The 19,484-nt window shown below is 31.2% G+C and carries 20 protein-coding genes, 1 pseudogene and 1 riboswitch; of the genes and pseudogenes, 17 read left to right on the top strand and 4 right to left on the bottom strand.

Annotation, left to right across the window (positions count from 1 at the left end):
• The first annotated feature begins 2 nt into the window (after positions 1-2).
• Genes BS101_RS13890 through BS101_RS13840 form a run of 11 tightly spaced genes read left to right on the top strand, consistent with a single transcriptional unit; the run spans position 3 to position 9,534 of the window.
• The gene (locus BS101_RS13890) at positions 3-260 is read left to right on the top strand and encodes a hypothetical protein (RefSeq protein ID WP_073541343.1); all 258 of its coding nucleotides are present in this window, start codon (positions 3-5) and stop codon (positions 258-260) included.
• A 30-nt stretch (positions 261-290) separates the two neighbouring features.
• The gene (locus BS101_RS13885) at positions 291-1,277 is read left to right on the top strand and encodes an NAD-dependent 4,6-dehydratase LegB (protein WP_073539360.1); all 987 of its coding nucleotides are present in this window, start codon (positions 291-293) and stop codon (positions 1,275-1,277) included.
• A 60-nt stretch (positions 1,278-1,337) separates the two neighbouring features.
• A complete protein-coding gene (locus tag BS101_RS13880; protein WP_073539359.1) occupies positions 1,338-1,979 on the top strand; it encodes an acetyltransferase in 642 nt (213 codons plus the stop codon).
• Positions 1,972-2,970, top strand: a complete 999-nt coding sequence (neuB, locus tag BS101_RS13875) for an N-acetylneuraminate synthase (protein ID WP_073539358.1) — start codon at positions 1,972-1,974, stop codon at positions 2,968-2,970. The genes BS101_RS13880 and neuB overlap by 8 nt, the downstream gene beginning before the upstream one ends.
• Before the next feature lie 14 nt (positions 2,971-2,984).
• On the top strand, positions 2,985-3,932 hold the full coding sequence (locus tag BS101_RS13870) for a GNAT family N-acetyltransferase (protein ID WP_073539357.1): 948 nt from the start codon (positions 2,985-2,987) through the stop codon (positions 3,930-3,932).
• Positions 3,922-5,097, top strand: a complete 1,176-nt coding sequence (gene neuC, locus BS101_RS13865) for a UDP-N-acetylglucosamine 2-epimerase (RefSeq protein WP_073539356.1) — start codon at positions 3,922-3,924, stop codon at positions 5,095-5,097. Before BS101_RS13870 ends, neuC begins: the two co-directional genes overlap by 11 nt.
• Entirely contained in the window at positions 5,090-5,761 is a 672-nt protein-coding gene (locus BS101_RS13860) for a PIG-L deacetylase family protein (RefSeq protein ID WP_073539355.1), read from the top strand. The genes neuC and BS101_RS13860 overlap by 8 nt, the downstream gene beginning before the upstream one ends.
• 36 nt (positions 5,762-5,797) lie before the next feature.
• A complete protein-coding gene (locus BS101_RS13855; protein WP_073539354.1) occupies positions 5,798-6,949 on the top strand; it encodes a LegC family aminotransferase in 1,152 nt (383 codons plus the stop codon).
• 16 nt (positions 6,950-6,965) lie between these two features.
• The gene (locus tag BS101_RS13850; RefSeq protein ID WP_073539353.1) at positions 6,966-8,012 is read left to right on the top strand and encodes a nucleotidyltransferase family protein; all 1,047 of its coding nucleotides are present in this window, start codon (positions 6,966-6,968) and stop codon (positions 8,010-8,012) included.
• Between the two features lie 39 nt (positions 8,013-8,051).
• Positions 8,052-8,765 carry an acylneuraminate cytidylyltransferase family protein gene (locus BS101_RS13845; RefSeq protein WP_073541341.1) on the top strand — a complete coding sequence of 238 codons (714 nt, stop codon included), beginning with the start codon at positions 8,052-8,054 and terminating at the stop codon, positions 8,763-8,765.
• A 16-nt stretch (positions 8,766-8,781) separates the two neighbouring features.
• Positions 8,782-9,534, top strand: coding sequence for a hypothetical protein (locus BS101_RS13840; protein ID WP_073539352.1), 753 nt, complete (start codon positions 8,782-8,784; stop codon positions 9,532-9,534).
• A gap of 57 nt (positions 9,535-9,591) precedes the next feature.
• On the opposite strand, the gene BS101_RS22820 is transcribed toward BS101_RS13840, so the two are convergent.
• On the bottom strand, positions 9,592-9,753 hold the full coding sequence (locus BS101_RS22820; protein WP_242951271.1) for a hypothetical protein: 162 nt from the start codon (positions 9,751-9,753) through the stop codon (positions 9,592-9,594).
• A 488-nt stretch (positions 9,754-10,241) separates the two neighbouring features.
• Positions 10,242-10,661 carry a MerR family transcriptional regulator gene (locus BS101_RS13835; protein ID WP_073539351.1) on the bottom strand — a complete coding sequence of 140 codons (420 nt, stop codon included), beginning with the start codon at positions 10,659-10,661 and terminating at the stop codon, positions 10,242-10,244.
• Positions 10,662-10,921: 260 nt separating this feature from the next.
• Between BS101_RS13835 and BS101_RS13830 the strand changes: the two genes are divergently transcribed.
• The 3 genes from BS101_RS13830 (at position 10,922) to sugE (ending at position 13,580) form a co-directional block, all read left to right on the top strand.
• Positions 10,922-12,100: an IS110 family transposase gene (locus BS101_RS13830; protein WP_073539350.1), complete on the top strand. Its 1,179-nt coding sequence runs from the start codon at positions 10,922-10,924 to the stop codon at positions 12,098-12,100.
• A 270-nt stretch (positions 12,101-12,370) separates the two neighbouring features.
• Positions 12,371-12,997 (top strand): flavodoxin family protein, encoded by a 627-nt coding sequence (locus tag BS101_RS13825; RefSeq protein ID WP_073539349.1) that lies wholly within the window; start codon positions 12,371-12,373, stop codon positions 12,995-12,997.
• A 102-nt stretch (positions 12,998-13,099) separates the two neighbouring features.
• Positions 13,100-13,203: riboswitch (guanidine-I (ykkC/yxkD leader) on the top strand.
• Between the two features lie 56 nt (positions 13,204-13,259).
• Positions 13,260-13,580 (top strand): quaternary ammonium compound efflux SMR transporter SugE, encoded by a 321-nt coding sequence (gene sugE, locus BS101_RS13820; RefSeq protein WP_073539348.1) that lies wholly within the window; start codon positions 13,260-13,262, stop codon positions 13,578-13,580.
• A 156-nt stretch (positions 13,581-13,736) separates the two neighbouring features.
• On the opposite strand, the pseudogene BS101_RS24615 reads toward sugE, so the two are convergent.
• Both BS101_RS24615 and BS101_RS24610 read right to left on the bottom strand, forming a co-directional pair.
• A pseudogene (locus BS101_RS24615) lies at positions 13,737-14,197 on the bottom strand (IS3 family transposase); the annotation flags it as partial.
• 33 nt (positions 14,198-14,230) lie between these two features.
• Positions 14,231-14,509, bottom strand: a complete 279-nt coding sequence (locus BS101_RS24610) for a transposase (protein ID WP_073539346.1) — start codon at positions 14,507-14,509, stop codon at positions 14,231-14,233.
• A 401-nt stretch (positions 14,510-14,910) separates the two neighbouring features.
• On the opposite strand from BS101_RS24610, the gene BS101_RS13805 reads away from it, so the two are divergent.
• The 3 genes from BS101_RS13805 to BS101_RS13795 are packed head-to-tail and all read left to right on the top strand — an operon-like array spanning position 14,911 to position 19,441.
• On the top strand, positions 14,911-16,587 hold the full coding sequence (locus BS101_RS13805; RefSeq protein WP_242951270.1) for an SWIM zinc finger family protein: 1,677 nt from the start codon (positions 14,911-14,913) through the stop codon (positions 16,585-16,587).
• A gap of 47 nt (positions 16,588-16,634) precedes the next feature.
• Positions 16,635-18,350 (top strand): ABC-ATPase domain-containing protein, encoded by a 1,716-nt coding sequence (locus BS101_RS13800; RefSeq protein ID WP_073539344.1) that lies wholly within the window; start codon positions 16,635-16,637, stop codon positions 18,348-18,350.
• Between the two features lie 41 nt (positions 18,351-18,391).
• A complete protein-coding gene (locus tag BS101_RS13795; protein ID WP_073539343.1) occupies positions 18,392-19,441 on the top strand; it encodes an NADH:flavin oxidoreductase in 1,050 nt (349 codons plus the stop codon).
• The last annotated feature ends 43 nt before the right edge of the window (positions 19,442-19,484 follow it).

Here is a 19,484-nt window from a genome sequence, read left to right as displayed (position 1 = left end):
AAATGAAAAGTTGTAATAGGGTATTGGTAAAAGGAAAAGTATGTTATAGAAATGGAAATCCAGTTAAAGATGCAATAGTGTTATTGGAAGCATTCCTTCCACATACAGATTATAGAAAGTTTTGTGGATATACACTTACAAATTGTAATGGAGAGTTTTGCTGCTTAATTTACAATAAAAGATATTATTATAGATTAAAAGTTTTTAATAATGAATGTGGTGCTTTAAGTGATGTAAATTGCAGTATACACTTAGAATAACATATCAAGTAATAATATAGGAGGCAATTAATGAATAAGGTTCTGGTAACAGGAGCAGATGGATTTATAGGCAGCCACCTGGTGGAAAAACTTTTAAATTCAGGATATAGTGTTAAGGCTTTTGTATATTATAATTCATTCAATTCATGGGGATGGTTAGATACATTACCAAAACATATGCTAAAGGAAATAGAAATATTTAGTGGTGATATAAGAGATCCAAATGGAGTAAGAGAAGCTGTGAAAAATATAGATGAGGTTTATCATCTCGCAGCACTAATAGCAATTCCCTTTAGTTATTATTCACCGGATTCATATGTGGATACCAATATAAAAGGCACATTAAATGTGCTGCAAGCAGCTAAAGAATTAAAAACAAAGAGAGTTATCATAACCTCTACTTCAGAGGTTTATGGCGGTGCTAAATTTGTGCCAATAACCGAAGAACATCCCTACCAGGCACAATCACCATATTCAGCTACTAAGATAGCAGCAGATAAATTAGCAGAATCTTTCTATAGAAGCTTTTCTTTACCTATAACAATAGTAAGACCTTTTAATACCTATGGCCCCAGACAATCAGCAAGAGCTATAATACCCACAATAATAACTCAATTGTTGTCACAAAAAGGGGAAATAAGATTGGGCTCACTAAGTCCAACAAGAGATTTTAATTATGTAAAAGATACTGTAGATGGTTTTGTTGAAATTGCTAAAAGTGATAAAACAGTAGGAGAGGTAATAAATATAGCCTCCCAAAAAGAAATATCTATAAAGAATCTTGCAGCAGAACTTATAAAACAGTTAAATCCGAAAGTCAAAATTGTATGTGAGACAGAAAGAATTAGGCCTGAAAAAAGTGAGGTGAATAGATTGTTAGGATCAAATGAAAAGGTTAAAAGGTTAACAGGATGGACTCCAAAATTCACCTTTGAAGAAGGTATAAAAGAAACCGTTGATTGGTTTAAGGTAGAGAAGAATTTAGAAAAATATAAAACGGATATATATAATATTTAATTAGATTAGAGAAGTTTTTTATTATATTGTTAAATTAAGCAATAATCGGGAGGAAAGTTTATGGAAAAAATAATATTAATTGGCGCAGGGGGCCACTGTAGAAGTATTATTGATTCTATAAATGGATTAAACAATTTTCAGATTATGGGAATTGTCGATAAAAAATATAAGAAGGATAGTGGATTAAATATAGATAAAGTGTGGTGCGATGAAGACCTTCATTCACTGTATAAATCTGGCGTAAAAAATGCATTTATTGGAATTGGCTCCATTGGATATCCTAAAATTAGAATAAAAGTTTATAATTTATTAAAAAGCATAGGATATAATTTTCCCACCATAATTGATAAAACAGCTGTAGTATCCTGTAGTGCAAAGATTGAAGAGGGGGTATTTATAGGAAAAGGAGCAATTGTCAATGCTAATGCCTTAATAAAAAAGCAGTGCATTATAAATTCAGGAAGCATAGTGGAACATGATTGTAAAATGAATGAATTTGTTCATTTAGCACCTGGAGCAGCATTAAGTGGAGGAGTTTCAATTGGACAAGGAACACATGTGGGAACTAATGCTACAATTATTCAAAATGTTAATGTGGGAAAGAATGTACTTATAGGGGCGGGTTCTGTTATTGTTAAAAATGTTAAAAATGGAATTAAGGTTTATGGTAATCCAGGTCGGGAGGTGGAATGTCATGAGTAATATTTTTATAATTGCTGAAGCTGGAGTTAACCACAATGGGGATTTAAATACAGCAAAAAAAATGGTTGATAAAGCAGTGATTGCAGGAGTGGATGCAGTAAAATTTCAAACCTTTAAAGCGTCTAATCTAGTAACAAGAGATGCAAAAAAGGCTAACTATCAAATTAATAATTTGGGTGAGGAAACTTCCCAATTGCAAATGTTAGAAAAGTTGGAACTAAGTTATAGACAATATATAGAATTAAAGAATTATTGTGATATGAAAAAAATAATGTTTTTATCATCCCCATTTGATTTAGAAAGCATTGATTTATTAAATAGTATTGGAATGTCAATTTTTAAAATACCTTCTAGTGAAATAGATAATGTTCCATACCTGATAGAGATAGCAAAGTTAAAAAAGAAAGTTATACTATCAACAGGTATGAGTAATTTATCAGATATAGAATTTTCACTAAATATCTTAAAAGAAAATGGCACAAAAGATATTGTTGTACTTCACTGTAATACTGATTACCCAACTAAAATGGAAGAAGTGAATCTGCTTGCTATGCAAACTATAGAAAATGCATTTAAAGTGCCAGTTGGATATTCGGATCATACAGAAGGCATAGAGGTAGCTGTGGCAGCTGCAGCCTTAGGTGCCAAAGTTATAGAAAAACATTTTACATTAGATAAAAATATGTATGGTTCAGATCATAAGGCCAGTTTGGAGCCTTTTGAACTTAATAATATGGTCAAAGCAGTGAGAAATATAGAAAGAGCCCTTGGAGATGGAATAAAAATTCAAACCCCTTCGGAAAAAATAAATAGAGTGGTGGCAAGGAAAAGTTTGGTGGCTAAAGTTTTCATAAAATCTAAAGAAGCATTTACTGAAGAAAATGTATGCGTAAAAAGGCCTGGAACAGGTATATCACCAAGAAATTGGAGTTATGTTATTGGAAAAAAGGCAAAAAGGGATTTTAAAGAAGATGAGCTTATAGATCTATAAGGTAGGGGAATTTAGTGGAATTTAAATTTATAGATAAAAATGAATATTTAAAAAGAATATCAGAATTTCAAAAGTTATTTAGGAGTTGTTTTACTAGAGAAATGCCTGAAGAATTCTTGAGGTGGAGATATATAGATAATCCTATGAAAGATATGCTGGTTAACGCTGCACTTGAAAATAACAAGATAATAGCAAATTATTCTGTATCGCCCTGTAAAATTTGTATTAATGGAAATATAGAAAAGGCTGCATTATCTATGACTACAATGACACATCCAAATTTTAGAGGAAAAGGATTATTCCCTAAATTAGCTAAGGGATTATATAAAAGAATGGAGGAGAGTGGTTACAAAGCAGTAATTGGATTTCCTAATAGCAATTCTCATCTCATTTTTGTAAATAAATTAAATTGGAAAGACATATATGAAATTCCCACTATGAAATTAAATTTGTTAAACATAAGCAATTTAAACAATTATAAAAATTTTAATGTCATTAACGATAAAAAATTTTTATTAGATTACTCTGGGCTTATTAATAACAATAATAATAAAATAAGAATATATAAGGATTTAGATTATTTAAAATGGAGATTTAGGGATAATCCAATTAATAAATATGATAATTATGTAGTAGTTCAAGGACAAACTGTAATTTCATCAATAATTACTAAGAAGTTTAATAATTATGAAATTGATATAGTAGAAATCAATTCATTAGATGATTGTTATACAAAAGAAATATTAGAATGGGTTATTGAAAAAGGGAAAAATAATAATTTTAAATATATCAATATGTGGTGTCAGTTGAATGATAATGTACATGAAATAGCTGAAAGAATTGGATTTGTCAACTGTGAACCCATTTCTTATTTTGGAGTTAAAGATTTTAAAGAGGAATCTACTGATTTAAGTATTTATAATAATTGGAATATACAGATGGGAGATTCGGATGTGTATTAAGAAAATTTTAGCCTTTACTGGAATTAGGTCAGATTACGATCTGATGAGTCTTTTATATAAAAAATTAAATGAAGCAAATGATTTTGAAATTAAGCTTGTAGTATCAGGTGCGCATTTATCAGAAACTTATGGATATACATTAAATAATATAGTGGAAGATGGAATACCCATAATAGCCCAAATTGAAAATCTTATTGATTCTAATTCTAGGGCTTCTAGAATTAAATCACTATCCATATTATTGCAGGATTGTATTCATACAGTAGCAGCATATAAACCAGATGTTATTTTATATGCTGGAGATAGGGAAGAAGTGGTTGTTGGAGGATTAATAGGCACATATCTTAGAATTCCAACCATACATTTTTTTGGTGGAGATCATGCTTTGGATGGGAATATTGACAATCCAGTGAGGCATGCAGTATCTAAATTGTCATCTCTTCATTTTGTCAGTAACGAAGAATCAAAACAAAGATTAATAAAAATTGGAGAAAATAAAAATAGAATATTTAATGTTGGAAGTCCAGCTTTAGATAAATTTATTTCTACTGAGTATATAAGCAAAAAAGAAATTGTTCATATCTTAGGTAAACCTCGTTGGAACAATTATGCAGTTATGATATTTCACCCCCTGGCAGGTGAAGAAGATAGAGCAGGTCAATATTTTGAAGAAATTCTGGTTGCTTTAGAAAAAAAGTCTGTAAATGCATTTGTAAGTTACCCAAATGTAGACAGCGGAAACAAGAAGATTATAGAAGTAATAAAAAAATATTATAATAAGGAAAACTTTAAATTTTATAAAAATATCCCTAGAACCTTATTTGTAAATTTATTAAGGAATAGTATGTTTATGATTGGAAATTCCAGTGCCGGATTATATGAGGCACCAATATTAAAATTAGGTGCAGTTAATGTGGGAAATAGGCAAAAAGGAAGATTATGTGCAGAAAATGTGGTTTTTGTTCATCAAGGAGTGAGTAATATAGTAAAAGGAATAGAAACAGTTTTAACTAAAGAATTTAAACTTTTATTGGATAAAGTACAGTCACCCTATGGTAGCGGAAATTCAGTTGAGAAGATTATAAGTTTAATGAGAAGCTTGGATTTTAAATCTTATATAGTTAAATCAGAGGATCCATTATTGAGGGAGGTTGATAATGAGTAATGTATTGATTATAGCACCACATGCAGATGATGAAACCTTTGGTTGTGGGGGAACCATATTAAAGTATGTAAAAGGGGGTCACAGGGTTTATTGGGTTATAGTAACTTCAATGACAGGGGAATTGGGGTTTTCTGAAGAAAGAATAAATAGCAGAGAATTAGAAATCGAAAAAGCAGCTAATGAATATAAATTTGCAAAGGTATTTAGATTGGGATTTCCTACTACAGAATTAGACAAAGTACCTTTTAAGGATTTAGTGGATAAAATATCTGAATGTATTATTGAAACAAAATGTGAAGTTTTGTACATCCCTAATTATGGAGATATACACAGCGATCATAGAATTGTTTCAGAGGCTTCCATGTGTTGTACTAAGTGGTTTAGGCATAATACAGTTAAAAAGGTATATGTTTATGAAACATTATCGGAAACTGAGTTTGGAATAAATAATTCTATAGATAGTTTTAAACCTAATGTATTTGTAAACATAGAAGGATTTTTAGAGAAAAAGCTGAGTATTATGAATATATTTAAAAGTGAAATAGGAAAAGCACCTTTTCCAAGATCTGTGGATGTAGTAAAAGGGCTTTCTACATTTAGAGGAGGAGCTTCAGGTTATAAAAATGCTGAAGCATTTATGCTATTAAGAGAGAGAGTAGAATAGGAATAGTTTTCAGGCAGATATGAGAGGAAGATAATTATGATACCATTATCTGTACCAAATTTGAAGGGTAATGAAGAAAAATATGTGGTAGATGCCATAAGAAGTGAATGGATTTCTACATCAGGCAGTTATGTAAATAGATTTGAAAATGATATAAAAAAATACTTGAATGTAGATAATGCTGCTGCTTGTCAAAGCGGTACGGCAGCAATCCATTTAGCGTTAAAGCTCTCGGGAGTTTCTGTAAATTGTGAAGTTATAGTGCCAACGGTTACATTTATAGCCACAATTAACCCTGTTAAATATCTAGGGGCAGAACCTGTATTTATGGATTGCGATGATAATTTAAATATGGATTGCAGCAAACTTGAAGAATTTTTTGAAAATGAATGCGTCATGACTGACAATGGATTGAAAAATAAAAATACCAACAGGTATATTAAAGCATTAATAGTAGTCCATGTGTTTGGAAATATGGCCAATGTTGAAAAAATAAAAGAATTAACAGATAAATACAAAATAAAATTGATAGAAGATGCTGCTGAAGCTCTAGGGACCTATTATACTAATGGAAAACATAAAGGGAAATTTGCAGGTACCATAGGTGATTTTGGAGCCTATTCATTTAATGGAAATAAAATAATAACAACCGGAGGAGGAGGAATTTTAATTGGAAAATCCTCTGAGGACATAAAAAAGGCTAAATATTTGTCAACTCAAGCTAAGGATGATGAATTATATTATGTACATCATCATATAGGATACAATTACAGAATGATTAATTTACAAGCAGCACTGGGAGTAGCACAACTTGAAAGATTAGAAGAATTTATTGAAATAAAAATTAAAAATTATAAGTTGTATAAGTCAAGAATAAATAATATAGAAGGATTAACACTTCTGGAATTTAATAATAATGCAAGAAATAATCACTGGTTTTATTCCTTGTATATAGATAATAACAGTTTAGATAGAGATGAACTGTTAAAATACCTTTTAAAAAATCAAATCCAAACAAGACCCATTTGGAAACTAGTACACACACAAAGACCATATATAAAAAATCAAGCCTATAAAATTGAAAAAGCCATTAAATATTACAATAGGGTATTAAATATACCATGTAGTACCAACTTAAAAAGAGAAAGCATAGAATATATCATAAGCATGCTAGAAAAAGCTCAATAGGTTAGGGAGTGTTCTTATGGATATTCAAAATGTTTTTATAGATAAAAAAATATCAATACGACAGACAATTGAAAAGTTAAATAAAACTGCAAAAAAAATTCTGGTTGTAGTAGAGAATAATAAATTGATAGGTGTAGTTACAGATGGAGATATAAGAAGATGGATTGTAAAAAGCGGAGAGCTATCATCTTCAGTAGAAAATATAATGAATGTACATCCTATATATTTAAATATAAAAAATAGAAATAGAGCAAATGAATTAATGAAAAAGTATCGTATTGAAAGTATTCCACTGATAAATGAGTACCATGAAGTTGTAGATATGATATTTTGGGATGATTTATATGATAATAAATTCAATTGTAATAATGCTAGGGATATATCAGTTGTTATAATGGCTGGCGGAAAAGGTACAAGGCTCCATCCATATACAAAAATTATTCCAAAAGCACTTATTCCAATTGGAGAGATACCTATAATAGAGAGGATAATAAACAGATTTCTAGAGTTTAAATTTGAAAATTTTTATATTACTGTTAATTATAAAAAGGAAATAATAAAAGCATATTTTAGTAAAAAATTATCATATAAAATATCATTTTTAGAAGAAAAAAAACCTCTTGGTACTGCAGGAGGATTGAGTCTAGTGGGTAACAGAATAGGCAATACTTTTTTTGTGAGTAATTGTGACATATTGGTTAATGCTAATTATTCTAAAATTTTAGAATATCATAAAGAGCATAATAACAAGGTAACAGTGGTCACAGCTTTAAAAAATTATATAATTCCATATGGAATTTTGAATTTAAACCAAAAAGGAGATATAGCCTCAATTGACGAAAAACCCAATTATGAATTTTTAATTAATACGGGTATGTATGTATTGGAAGTAGATGTATTAAGGCATATTCCTAAAGGCATCTATTTTAATATGACAGATTTAATAAATATCTGTTTGTCAAAGGGTGAAAAGGTGGGTATATACCCTGTAACTGATAATGATTGGTTGGATATGGGGGAATTTAGAGAAATGAAAAGTATGATAGAAAAATTAAATATTTGATTTGAAAGTTTTTATAATTTAAGGAGACAGGCAATGTATATGGATAGAAGTTTTTTGGCTATAATACCTGCAAGAAGTGGATCCAAGGGTATAATTGATAAAAATATAAAAGAAATAAATAATAAACCTTTAATGGCTTACACTATAGATGCATGTATAAAATCTAAAATTTTTGACGATATAATTGTATCCACTGATTCTAAAAAATATGCAAAAATAGCAGAAAGTTATGGAGCTTCAGTTCCATTTTTGAGGCCTGATGAGCTATCTACAGATACTGCATCAAATCATGATGTCATTTTACATGTATTAAATGAAGTAAAAAAAACTGGCAATTCATATGATTATATTGTTCTGCTGCAGCCTACATCGCCTCTTAGAAATGAAAAGCATATATTGGAAAGTGTAGACAAGTTATTAAATTATGATGCAAATTCAATAGTAAGTATATGTGAAGTAGATCACCCATCAAACATTAATATAGTTTTGGATTCAAATATGCGTTTGGATTTTCTTTTTGATGACAGCAAAAAAGTAAGAAGACAGGATATGAAGAAGGAATATAGAATAAATGGAGCCATTTATATATGTAAAACAGATTACTTTTTAAAATATAAGAGTTTTTATAGAGAGAAGAGTTATCCATATATAATGGATAAAATATCATCTATAGATATAGATGATATTTATCAATTTGAATTTGTGAAATTTATAATAAATAATGATTTTATGATGAATAGTTTTATTGATTAAATTTGGAGGAGTAAATATGCATAATAACCAAAATTCAGTTAGTATAAACTATTATGTTAATGGTTTAAAACACAGTCATTGGGAAATTATTGAGGATAATTGCTTAGGTGATTTCATTGAGGATGATTCTTTGGATTGTTTTCATGAAAGATATTTAAATAATAATTGTTCACCTGTGTATCACAGAAACAATTATAATCCTAAATATAATTTCTGTAATATTTGTTCTCCAGGATTTGCTGGAATAAATGGGGATGAATATTGCATGGCAGGATTAAGAGCCGTTTTAGGGTATTTAAAAAATGTTGGAGCAACAGATATAATAGTTGAAACAATAGCTTCTGAACCAGCTGTAAACAATCAGAGTATAATCAGATTTTATCCCGATGCAAATAATATATATACAGCAGCACTAGCACAATTTTCAAATGGAGAAATTGTACCTATTTGTCAAATGGAGCTGATACAGAGCACTTTTTTAATTGGTAATTCTTACGATTTTAAGACCAGTACCCTAAAAACTGCATTAGATACAACTATTTCTGAGATTCCAAAGGTATATAAACAATGTTGTCAGGAACAATTAAGAATACTTTTTGCAAACAATGTAGGAAATAGGGTTTTAAATATAGATACAAGTAAAAATAATGTAATTTCAGGTGAAGGTAACATAGTTAGGGCAACAGGTGCAAATACAGTACTAATTAGTTTACCAGGGAATGATGGAGCTGCAGTGAATTTATACTTTGTATCTTCCGTGAGTTTTTGAACTGCAAATGTTTATTTAAATTTTATTTTTTTTAATATTTACTGATTTTAAATCAAATTATAAAGAGAGATTTTTATTTTCAAATCTTAAAGTAAATGACAAACAAAGGCCCACTAAAACTAATATTACTAAAACTAATGAGGCCACTCCAAACCCGGTAGTCAAAGCAACTTCCTGTGAAGCTGAATTATTTAAGGCTTTCAGTTGAGAAGCTGACATTGTACTACCGACTCCTCCATAAGAATATTTAATGCAACATTTAATATAGTTTCATTAAATAGTGCTATAAATGCACTAAACGCCAATACTGCTGGAATTGCTTTTGTATTGATCTTTGTTTTGGATTTTATTATTTTTTCTTTTTATGAACAGTCTACACAAGAGATACTGTACCCACTTCTTTTGCCACACTAGCTTATTAGCTATTTCAGAGAATATACAGAGAAAATTGCAGCAGAAAATAAGCTGCCAGTGATGTTAGAAAGTCGAAATGTATATCGTGCAACGGGTGCACAAGCTCTGAAGAACTTAAGTGCATTTTAAATAAATAAGAAAGGGATGAAAAAGAGAATAAATGTCATTGCATTATTTTGTTCTCAGATACTACGTGGCAGGATTTTCCTTTGATTATCCTGCCCATTCTTGTGGGATTAAACGCTGTATATGAAGATTATATGGAATGAAATTACCCGTAAAAATAAGACCTATTATTCTAAATCATTGTCTGTACATTTACAGCAGGATGGGATTGGTAAGCCTGTATCATAGGCTTGGCAGGCATCATGATAATAATCGAGCTTTTGGTGAATCAATCGAAGATATTTTCTTAAATCTTCAATTTGCTTTAAAATATCATCTTTGTGTTTTACTAACATGTCATTGCGGGCGTGGAGTGTATGATTCCCCTCATTCTGCCAGTCTGTAAATTGCTTTATTTCCTTAATAGGCATTCCGGTATTTTTAAGACAGCATATGAGGGAAAGAGTTTCCATATCATCCTTTGAGAAGGTACGGTTGCCTGACTTATCCCTTTCGACATTGGGAAGCAGTCCCTCACGGTCATAGTATCTTAATGTATATGTTGTTAAGTTCATTTTTTTTGCTGCTTGTGTTATGGTATAGTTCATATTCATCACCTTGTATAATGAACATATAGTAAAAATTCATTATACTTTTCCTTTCTTAGAGATTTTTACTATAATTATCATAAGACGCTGTGGATTAGTTTTATCACCTATAGCTGGACTATTTTAATTGAGGATCTAACCACTGTCTTATGCTTATCTGTTAATTAGTTAGATAACGCATGACGTTTTATATATAGCAAGGATACATTTGCATGAGATTTGTGGAACATGGCGTATAATACTATAAAGGAGTTGTTCTTATGATTTATATTGGTATAGATATAGCAAAAAACAAACATGATTGCTGTATTATAGATTCAGATGGTGTTGTTTATAATGATTCTTTACGTATATCCAATTCCCGTCAAGGCTTTGAATTACTTTATTCTTCAATACTTTCCATTCTGCCTGACAAGGACATTTCCAACGTAAAAATAGGACTTGAATCAACAGGTCATTACAGCACCAATCTCCAAAACTTTTTGTATGCTAAAGGCTTCAAGCTCTCCATTCTCAACCCTTTAGCTACAAATCTCTTCCGTAAAGCCCAGTCTCTTAGAAAAACTAAGACTGATAAAACGGATGCATTGGTTATTGCTAAAATGCTCTTTTCTGATGATACAAAATCCTATTCTCCTGTATCATACCAGATTCAAGAGCTAAAGTCACTAACCAGACATAGATATCGCTTAATTGGATATAGGTCTAAGTTGAAAACATCTGTCAATAGATTGGTAGATATTATATTTCCCGAGCTGCCCGATCTTTTTTGGTCAATTCATCAATCTTCTTCCTATGCCCTTTTATCCATACTTCCAAGCCCAAAAGATATAGCTGGCTGCCACCTGACCAAGCTAACAAACATACTAAATACAGCTTCCAGGGGCAAGTATGGAAAAGATAAAGCTATTTCTCTAAAGGAGTCTGCTGCAAATTCTATTGGCACTAACTCAAGGTCTCTAAGTTTTGAACTCAAGCAAACCATTAGGTTAATACAGTCAGTACAACACGAGATTGATTCCTTAGAGCTTCTCATAAAAGAAATCGTTGTTGAGATCAATTCCCCACTTATTAGTATTCCAGGAATTTCATATACCCTGGCAGCTATAATATTGGCAGAAATCGGCGATATTAAAAGATTCACCACTCCCTGTAAACTCCTGGCCTTTGCCGGATTAGATCCCTCCACCTATCAATCTGGAAAGTACACTGCATCCCATACACCCATGGTCAAACGGGGTTCTGCCTACCTTAGATGGGCCATACTTATGGCTGGGAGAACTGTTTCAATGAGAGATGCCACTTTCTCTGCATATTTGTCGAAGAAACGCTCTGAAGGCAAGCACTATTATGTTGCCATGAGCCATGTTGCTAAAAAATTGATACGTATAATATTTCATCTTCTAAAGACCAATGCAACTTTTGCTCCACAAATATAAACTTATCCATAAAAATTAATATTTTTCAAAAAGCAATTTTCCATTGCTCTTTTTGTCATGCTTTCTTTTTTAAATTAAATAACTATAAAAATCTTTTAATTTTTACTTGACTTCATATAGTTAGTCTCAAATAGTTTTGTATATATTATATAACTTACATTTAGTTCTAAGTCAAGCGTGATTATAAAAATTTTTTTTACATATACTATTGACTTACAGTTAAGTGTAAGGTCTATACTAACCGTATAACGGATAAAGGAGTGTGAAATTATGAAAGTGATAGCTATTAATGGTAGCCCACGTAAAGACGGAAATACAAGTCAGGCACTGAATATTATGGCAGAGGAACTGGAACAGCAGGGTATAGGAGTTGAAATCATCCAAATTGGTCAGTTGAATATTCATGGGTGCATTGCCTGTGGATACTGTTGGACTTCTGAGGAAAACTACTGTGTTTTCAAAGATGACATTGTCAATGAGGTTACAAAAAAAATGCGTGAAGCAGATGGCTTTATCCTTGCTTCGCCAACCTATTATGCAGGAATAGCAGGAACAATGAAGTCTTTCCTGGATAGAGTATTCTTCACAAGTTCAGATTATTTCAAATATAAAGTTGCAACTTCCATTTCAGTTGTAAGACGCGCCGGTGGTGTTGATGTAATACATCAGCTTAATAACTATCTTAATTTAGCCCAGACCGTCATACCGCCATCTCAATACTGGACAGTAGCATACGGTATGGAAAAAGGAGAGGTTCTTCAGGATGGAGAAGGTATTCAGACCCTTCGTAAAAATGCCAGATCAATGGCCTGGCTCCTGAAGGTAATTGATGCAGGAAAAGAGATAATACCTGTTCCTGCGGAAGGAGAACACATTATGACCAATTTTATACGATAAAAAATCACAGTAGTATGCGAAGAATTTTTTCACTGTTAAGAAAAGTATATTGACTATTTCAATATTTTTTGCTATTATTTTAAAAATAAGAAATTTTAATAATTTGAAGTTTTATAGGGTTCCGCAGTTTGAAATTGATAATTGGTCTGGTCCAAGATAAAACGCACAGTTTACTGTGTTCACGGAAGGATAAAAGCCTGGGAGATATTTCATTATATCATCCATGGCTTTTTTATTTTAATTTTAGGAGAGGAGTGAAATTATGAAATGGTTATTATTAATTGTAGCAGGGATTTTTGAAGTGTGTTGGGCTGTGGGTTTGAAGTATTCACAAGGATTTACAAAACTTGTACCCAGTATACTTACTATATTGGGAATGATAGCAAGCTTTTATTTCTTATCATTAGCTTTAAAAAATCTTCCACTAGGAACTGCATATGCAATCTGGACAGGAATTGGTACAATTGGTACTGTAATTTTGGGAATAATATTATTCAAAGAACCTATTGAAATAATAAGGTTAATTTGTATTGGATTTATAGTAATGGGGATTATAGGATTAAAACTTGTATCTCCTCGTTGAAGTATATATAAAATCATGATAATATTAAGGGGGAACTGAGTCAATAAAGTGGACACAAAAAATCGAATATTTAAGCAGATTTTTTGCAGTTGTCCTCACATTTGTTGAGGTGTAATATACCCTATGAACCCCATGTATTCTATTTCTGTTGTATCATGATTCTATGTACTGAAATACGGCTAATTTGGCAGAATTATAATCATAATATTTAACAAGGTTTGCTTCTTCTTTCTTTAATGATGCATGGAAAGACTCAATACAGGCGTTATCATAAGTGCATCCTTTAGAACTGAAAGAATAGGCTAAAGGCTATTAAATTAGTACTTTTGAGATAATTTTTAAATTCAGAGCTTGTATATTGACTTCCCAGATCACTATGGAAGATAAGGGGTTTAACTGATCTTTGAAGGGTGAGGACATTTTTAACAGCATCTATAGCAAGTTTGGAATCCATAGTTCTGGAGAAACTATAACCAATTATTTTCCTGCTGTAGAGATCCATGACAGATGCAAGATAGCACCATCTATCTTTTATGGTGTGTATGTAAGTTATATCTGTTACACCATTTTTCGTTAATAGTACTTGCATTGAAGTCTCTTTTTAAGATATTTTCCCTTCCTTAGGGCTAGGTTGAACTGGCCTAAATTTTTTACCAATTTTTCTTTGAAAATATGGCCATAGCTTTTTTTAATATCTCATTTTCTTTCTCCAACCTGGCCATTTTTTTCATCAATACCTGATAATCAGCTGTCGTAATAGTTTTGTTATTATCTATCTGTATAGGTGTTGATTTTTTAACCCATGATTTTATTGTTGATTTAGATGCGCCATGTTTGCTGTTTAATTTACTTAAAGATTTACTTGATTTGTAAAGTTCTACTATTGTATTTTTGAAATCTTCTGTGTATCTTTCGGATTTATTTGACATATTTGTAGACACTCCTTTTCTTTTATTTTATATTGTTCGAATTTTTGTGTCTACATTTTTATACTAGCACCACTGTAAGGGTTAACAAGAATAAAAAGACAACAAGGGTATACAGTCTGTCTAGAGTCGGTTCGAAATGGTTTAAGAGATGTTACAATGATTATAGAGAAAAGTATAGGCTTAATTTTGACTTTATCCTACATGAGAAGTAATTAAAACCATAAAATATTTCAAATAATGTATAATAGAACAAAGAAACAATAATACATAAGTGGCCAGGGTATGATAAAATATTCAGAAATAACTCTCTGCTAAAAGGTATAGTAACTAAGAGAATACTGCATTTTAGTATCAGGGCTATTCTTTTTTATAAATGATTTTTTACTGTTTAGGAGGAATAAATGATGAATATAAATGATTTTAAAAAGCATATAGACAGAAAAATTTTAGATAGAGGATATGCATATTATAGCGAAGGAAATATAATTGAAACTAATAATCAGGGAAACAATGAATATATTTTTCAAATTCAGGGAAGTGAAGACTACGAAGTTGTAGTAAAGATAGATAATATGGGAGAAATACTATATTCTCAGTGTGATTGTCCTTATGATTTTGGGCCTGTATGCAAACATGAAGCAGCAGCTTATTTTGAACTATCTGAGATTTTAAATGATGAGGGTAGTACCATAAGTGTGAAAAGAGAAGTAGTAAAGCATCAAGGATTGAAGGAAGTGTTAGACAATCTTTCTAAAGAAGAATTAATTGGAATTATAATAGATATGACGGAAAAGGATAAAATCTTGAAAAATAGTCTTATTGTCAGGTACTCAAAAGGTAATGACAAACAGGAACTTGAAAAATGCAAAAATCTTATAGATTCTATTGTAAGAAAATATACGGGAGGAAGAGGCTTTATCGAATACAGTAAAACTTATGGTTTTGTCAGTGATATGGGAGATTTATTAGAAAAAGTAAGAAGTACACAGGATACACTATTAGCTTTGAATATTGCTTTTTTATTACTTAATGAAGCCGTTGAAGCTTTCCAGTATGCAGATGATTCTAATGGAGAAATAGGCTCTTTGGTAGGAGAAACTATGGAATTGATAGAAGAAATTGTAACGGAAATAAATCCTTCACATGTAAATCTAAGAGAAAAAGTATTTAATAAGATATTACAACAAAGTGATAACAAAATTTTTGACGGGTGGGATGAATATAAAATTGATATACTGCAATTATGTGCAAAATTTACTGATGTAAAAGAATTTAGGGTGAAATTAAGAAAAAAAATAGAATATTTCATAGATAAAAATTCCAATAGAAAATATAATGAATACATCAATGAAAGTATGCTGAAAATATTATTTGATATGATAAAAGAATATGGTACGAAAAAAGAAGCAGATGATTTTATAAAAGATAATCTTATATTTACATATTTCAGAGAACTTCTTATAAATAAACATATTAAAGAAAAAAACTACCACAAAGTAATAGAATTGACTTTAGAGGGAGAAAAACAAGATAAACAATATGCAGGGCTGATATCAAAATGGAAAAAAATAAGGTATGCAGCTTATAAAGAGCTTTCATTAAAGAAAGAACAATTCCAATTGGCAAAAGAACTTTTGCTTGATGGGGATTTTGAATATTATAATGAGTTAAAAGAAATAGCAGCAGGAGATAAAGTAGTATTATATAATAATTTAAAACAAGAATTAAAAAATGATAAAGGCAGATATGGAAGAAGTATTTACCTTAAACTTATAGTAGAGGAAAATGATTTAGATGAGATAATGGAATTTATAAGGGAAAATCCAACAAATATAGAAGAATACGCACATATGTTGGTAGGTAAGTTTAAGGATGAAGTTATAAATATTTATAATAAATATATAAAATCCTCAGCAAATTCCTCATTAAATAGAAGGGATTACCAGAGAGTATGCGAAATACTTAAAAGGTATAAAAAAATAGCTGGAGAGGAAAAACAGAAGGGTATGATAAATGAACTAAGTGGTTTATATAGAAAAAGACCCGCATTCATAGATGAACTTAGTAAAATTAGGTAAGTGAAAAAACACTATTAAAAAGCATACAAACAAGGGGGACACTTAACTTGAAAAATCATAATGAACTTGAAAAATTATTGATGTCTATAGATGGGCGTGGGTATTCTGCTTATAAAGAAATAAAGGGAGCATATAAATTTGGAACCTATCAACTTTTTGTTGACCATGTCCAGGCAGATCCATATGCTCCTCCATCTAAATTCCACATTGTAATTAATCGTGATATTACAGGCATTCCAGATGATCTGATTGATTCCAAAGATAAAATAACAGCTGTTTCGGATTTTCTAACGAGAGTCTTCTGGAAGAATATCCAGCACTTAAATAAGGGTATCAGTGGCACAGGGGGTAGTGGACTTCTGCTAATTGATCATTGTGGGCAAGAAATGCTTGAGAGGACAGCTGTTTTGATTAAAAATAATCGTATTGAAGTGAGATTTGAAGTTGGTCTGCCCGCCGCAGGAAGACGGGTTTTGGGTAAAGCTGCCAACCGTATCTTTCAGGAGATCCTTCCTAAAATAGTAGATAGGTCCTTGTTTTATAGAAATATTGATCAAAAAGCACTAAAAAATCAAGTGAATTTAATTTTAGATCAAATGTATATTCGAGAGGAATTAGAGAGAAAAGGCCTTGCTGCCTTTATTGGTAATGGCTCCATTTTGCCAAGGGAAAGTGGTATATCAGATAAGCCGTTGTTTAAAGGCCAAATTCCATTTATAAGCCCGGAAAAATTTGAAATAGAAATTTTACTGCCTTATAATGGTAAAATTACAGGAATGGGGATACCCCAGGGAATAACTTTAATTGTAGGTGGAGGTTATCATGGAAAATCTACATTGTTGAAGGCACTTGAACTTGGTGTATATAATCATATTCCCGGTGATGGCAGAGAATTTGTGATTACCAGGCAAGATGCAGTAAAAATTCGTGCTGAAGATGGACGAAATGTGGAAAAAGTTAATATTAGCACCTTTATCGGCAATTTGCCAGGAAATAAAGATACTTTTAAATTTTCTACGGAAAATGCCAGTGGAAGTACTTCTCAAGCAGCAAATGTTATGGAAGCTTTAGAAGTGGGAACCTCACTTTTATTGATTGACGAGGATACCTCTGCTACCAATTTTATGATACGAGATGGACGGATGCAAAAATTAGTTTCAAAAGATAAAGAACCAATAACACCTTTTATTGATAAGGTAAAATCATTATATGATGATAATGGGGTTTCAACCATATTGATAGTTGGAGGTTCAGGGGATTATTTTGATGTGGCACACCAAATTATTATGATGGATGAATATGTGCCAAAGGATGTAACAAGTACTGCCAAAGAGATTGCAAATTCCCATGGATACATACGGGAACAAATCACAAATAGTAAATTTGGAGAAATTACACATAGGATTCCTTTAAAGGGGGGATTTTTAGGAACAGGGAAAGAAGATCGTATTAAGTCTAGAGGGAAATATAAGATTTCATATGGAAGAGAAATTATTGATCTTTCTGCTTTGGAACAATTAGTAGATGATAGCCAAACCAATTGTATTGCTGTAATGATTGATTTTTTGAGAAAACGTATGTTGGACGATAGGTCATCTGTTTTTCAAGCTGTCAATAGACTATATACGCAGATAGAAAAATTTGGATTAGATTCTATTTCACCCTATACAGGTCATCCAGGCAATTTGGCACTACCTAGGAAATATGAATTCTGTGCCGCTTTGAATCGTTACAGAGGATTGAGGGTAAAGATGTCTGAGTGATAAAAATTAGTTTTAAAAATAAACGAAAGGTAGAGAAAATAATGAATACACTTTTTACACCACGTAAAATTAGAAATCTAGAAATAAAAAATAGAATTATACTGCCTCCTATGGTCTGTTTTGGTTTTTCAGATAAGAATGGTTTTGTATCAAAGAAAAATATATACCACTATGAAAGAATAGCTAAAAGCGGTACAGGTATGATAATTGTGGAAGCAGCAGCAGTTTCCGAAAGTGGAAGAATATTTCCAGATCAGCTGGGAATTTGGTGTGATGATTATATAGAGGGGTTGGATAAAATAGCGCACATTTGTCATACATATAATGCAAAAGTTATTCTTCAGCTTCATCATGCAGGACTTAAAGCCTCCAAACTTGTTAATAAAGATACTATTACATCTTCTGATTATATTCATAGGAATATATCTGCCAGGGCTATGACAAAGCATGAACTTCATTTAATACAACAGGATTTTATAAGTGCTGCCCTTAGAGCCCAAAAAGCTGGCTTTGATGGAGTTGAATTTCATGGTGCCCATTCCTATCTTATGACACAGTTCTTTTCAACTAAGATAAACAAGCGAGTGGACGAGTATGGCGGAAGTTTAGATAATAGATTAAGATTTACAATGGAGATCCTTCAAGGAGTTAAACAAAAGGTTGATGCTTCTTTTGTAGTTGGAATTAGGATGGGATGTAATGAGAGTGATTTGGAAACCAGCATTAATATGGCAAAAAAATTTCAAGCTTCAGGTATGGACTATATTCATGTTTCTACAGGATATGATAATACACCAATTAAAGAAGAAGTACCAAAAGATTTTCCCTGTAACTGGATTGTATATGGCGCAGCTAAAATAAAAGAACAGGTAAATATACCTGTAATTGCAGTAAATTCAATTAAAACAAAAGAGCAGGCCAATTATTTAATTGATAATAATTTGGTGGATTTTGTCGCCATAGGTAGAGCGCAGCTTGCAGATCATGATTTTACAAGTCATATAAGAGAGGGAAAAAGTATTATTAAATGCTTAGGATGTAAACCCTGTAGGTGGTTTACGAATGGAGATAATTGTCCAAGAAAATTTTGATTTTTTAAATAAATCGGGTAAGTATTTTTAAACTAGATATACT

The organism is Clostridium kluyveri, assembly GCF_001902295.1.
Lineage (GTDB): Bacteria > Bacillota > Clostridia > Clostridiales > Clostridiaceae > Clostridium_B > Clostridium_B kluyveri_B.
Note: the sequence above shows the minus strand (reverse complement) of the source record. Positions and strands in the feature narration are given on the sequence as shown.

Coding starts and splice junctions, on each gene's coding strand:
- BS101_RS13890 (WP_073541343.1), top strand. CDS start 3: ATGAAAAGTTGTAATAGGGTATTGGTAAAAGGAAAAGTATGTTATAGA.
- BS101_RS13885 (WP_073539360.1), top strand. CDS start 291: ATGAATAAGGTTCTGGTAACAGGAGCAGATGGATTTATAGGCAGCCAC.
- BS101_RS13880 (WP_073539359.1), top strand. CDS start 1,338: ATGGAAAAAATAATATTAATTGGCGCAGGGGGCCACTGTAGAAGTATT.
- neuB (WP_073539358.1), top strand. CDS start 1,972: ATGAGTAATATTTTTATAATTGCTGAAGCTGGAGTTAACCACAATGGG.
- neuC (WP_073539356.1), top strand. CDS start 3,922: ATGTGTATTAAGAAAATTTTAGCCTTTACTGGAATTAGGTCAGATTAC.
- BS101_RS13860 (WP_073539355.1), top strand. CDS start 5,090: ATGAGTAATGTATTGATTATAGCACCACATGCAGATGATGAAACCTTT.
- BS101_RS13855 (WP_073539354.1), top strand. CDS start 5,798: ATGATACCATTATCTGTACCAAATTTGAAGGGTAATGAAGAAAAATAT.
- BS101_RS13850 (WP_073539353.1), top strand. CDS start 6,966: ATGGATATTCAAAATGTTTTTATAGATAAAAAAATATCAATACGACAG.
- BS101_RS13845 (WP_073541341.1), top strand. CDS start 8,052: ATGGATAGAAGTTTTTTGGCTATAATACCTGCAAGAAGTGGATCCAAG.
- BS101_RS13840 (WP_073539352.1), top strand. CDS start 8,782: ATGCATAATAACCAAAATTCAGTTAGTATAAACTATTATGTTAATGGT.
- BS101_RS22820 (WP_242951271.1), bottom strand. CDS start 9,753: ATGTCAGCTTCTCAACTGAAAGCCTTAAATAATTCAGCTTCACAGGAA.
- BS101_RS13835 (WP_073539351.1), bottom strand. CDS start 10,661: ATGAACTATACCATAACACAAGCAGCAAAAAAAATGAACTTAACAACA.
- BS101_RS13830 (WP_073539350.1), top strand. CDS start 10,922: ATGATTTATATTGGTATAGATATAGCAAAAAACAAACATGATTGCTGT.
- BS101_RS13825 (WP_073539349.1), top strand. CDS start 12,371: ATGAAAGTGATAGCTATTAATGGTAGCCCACGTAAAGACGGAAATACA.
- sugE (WP_073539348.1), top strand. CDS start 13,260: ATGAAATGGTTATTATTAATTGTAGCAGGGATTTTTGAAGTGTGTTGG.
- BS101_RS24610 (WP_073539346.1), bottom strand. CDS start 14,509: ATGTCAAATAAATCCGAAAGATACACAGAAGATTTCAAAAATACAATA.
- BS101_RS13805 (WP_242951270.1), top strand. CDS start 14,911: ATGATGAATATAAATGATTTTAAAAAGCATATAGACAGAAAAATTTTA.
- BS101_RS13795 (WP_073539343.1), top strand. CDS start 18,392: ATGAATACACTTTTTACACCACGTAAAATTAGAAATCTAGAAATAAAA.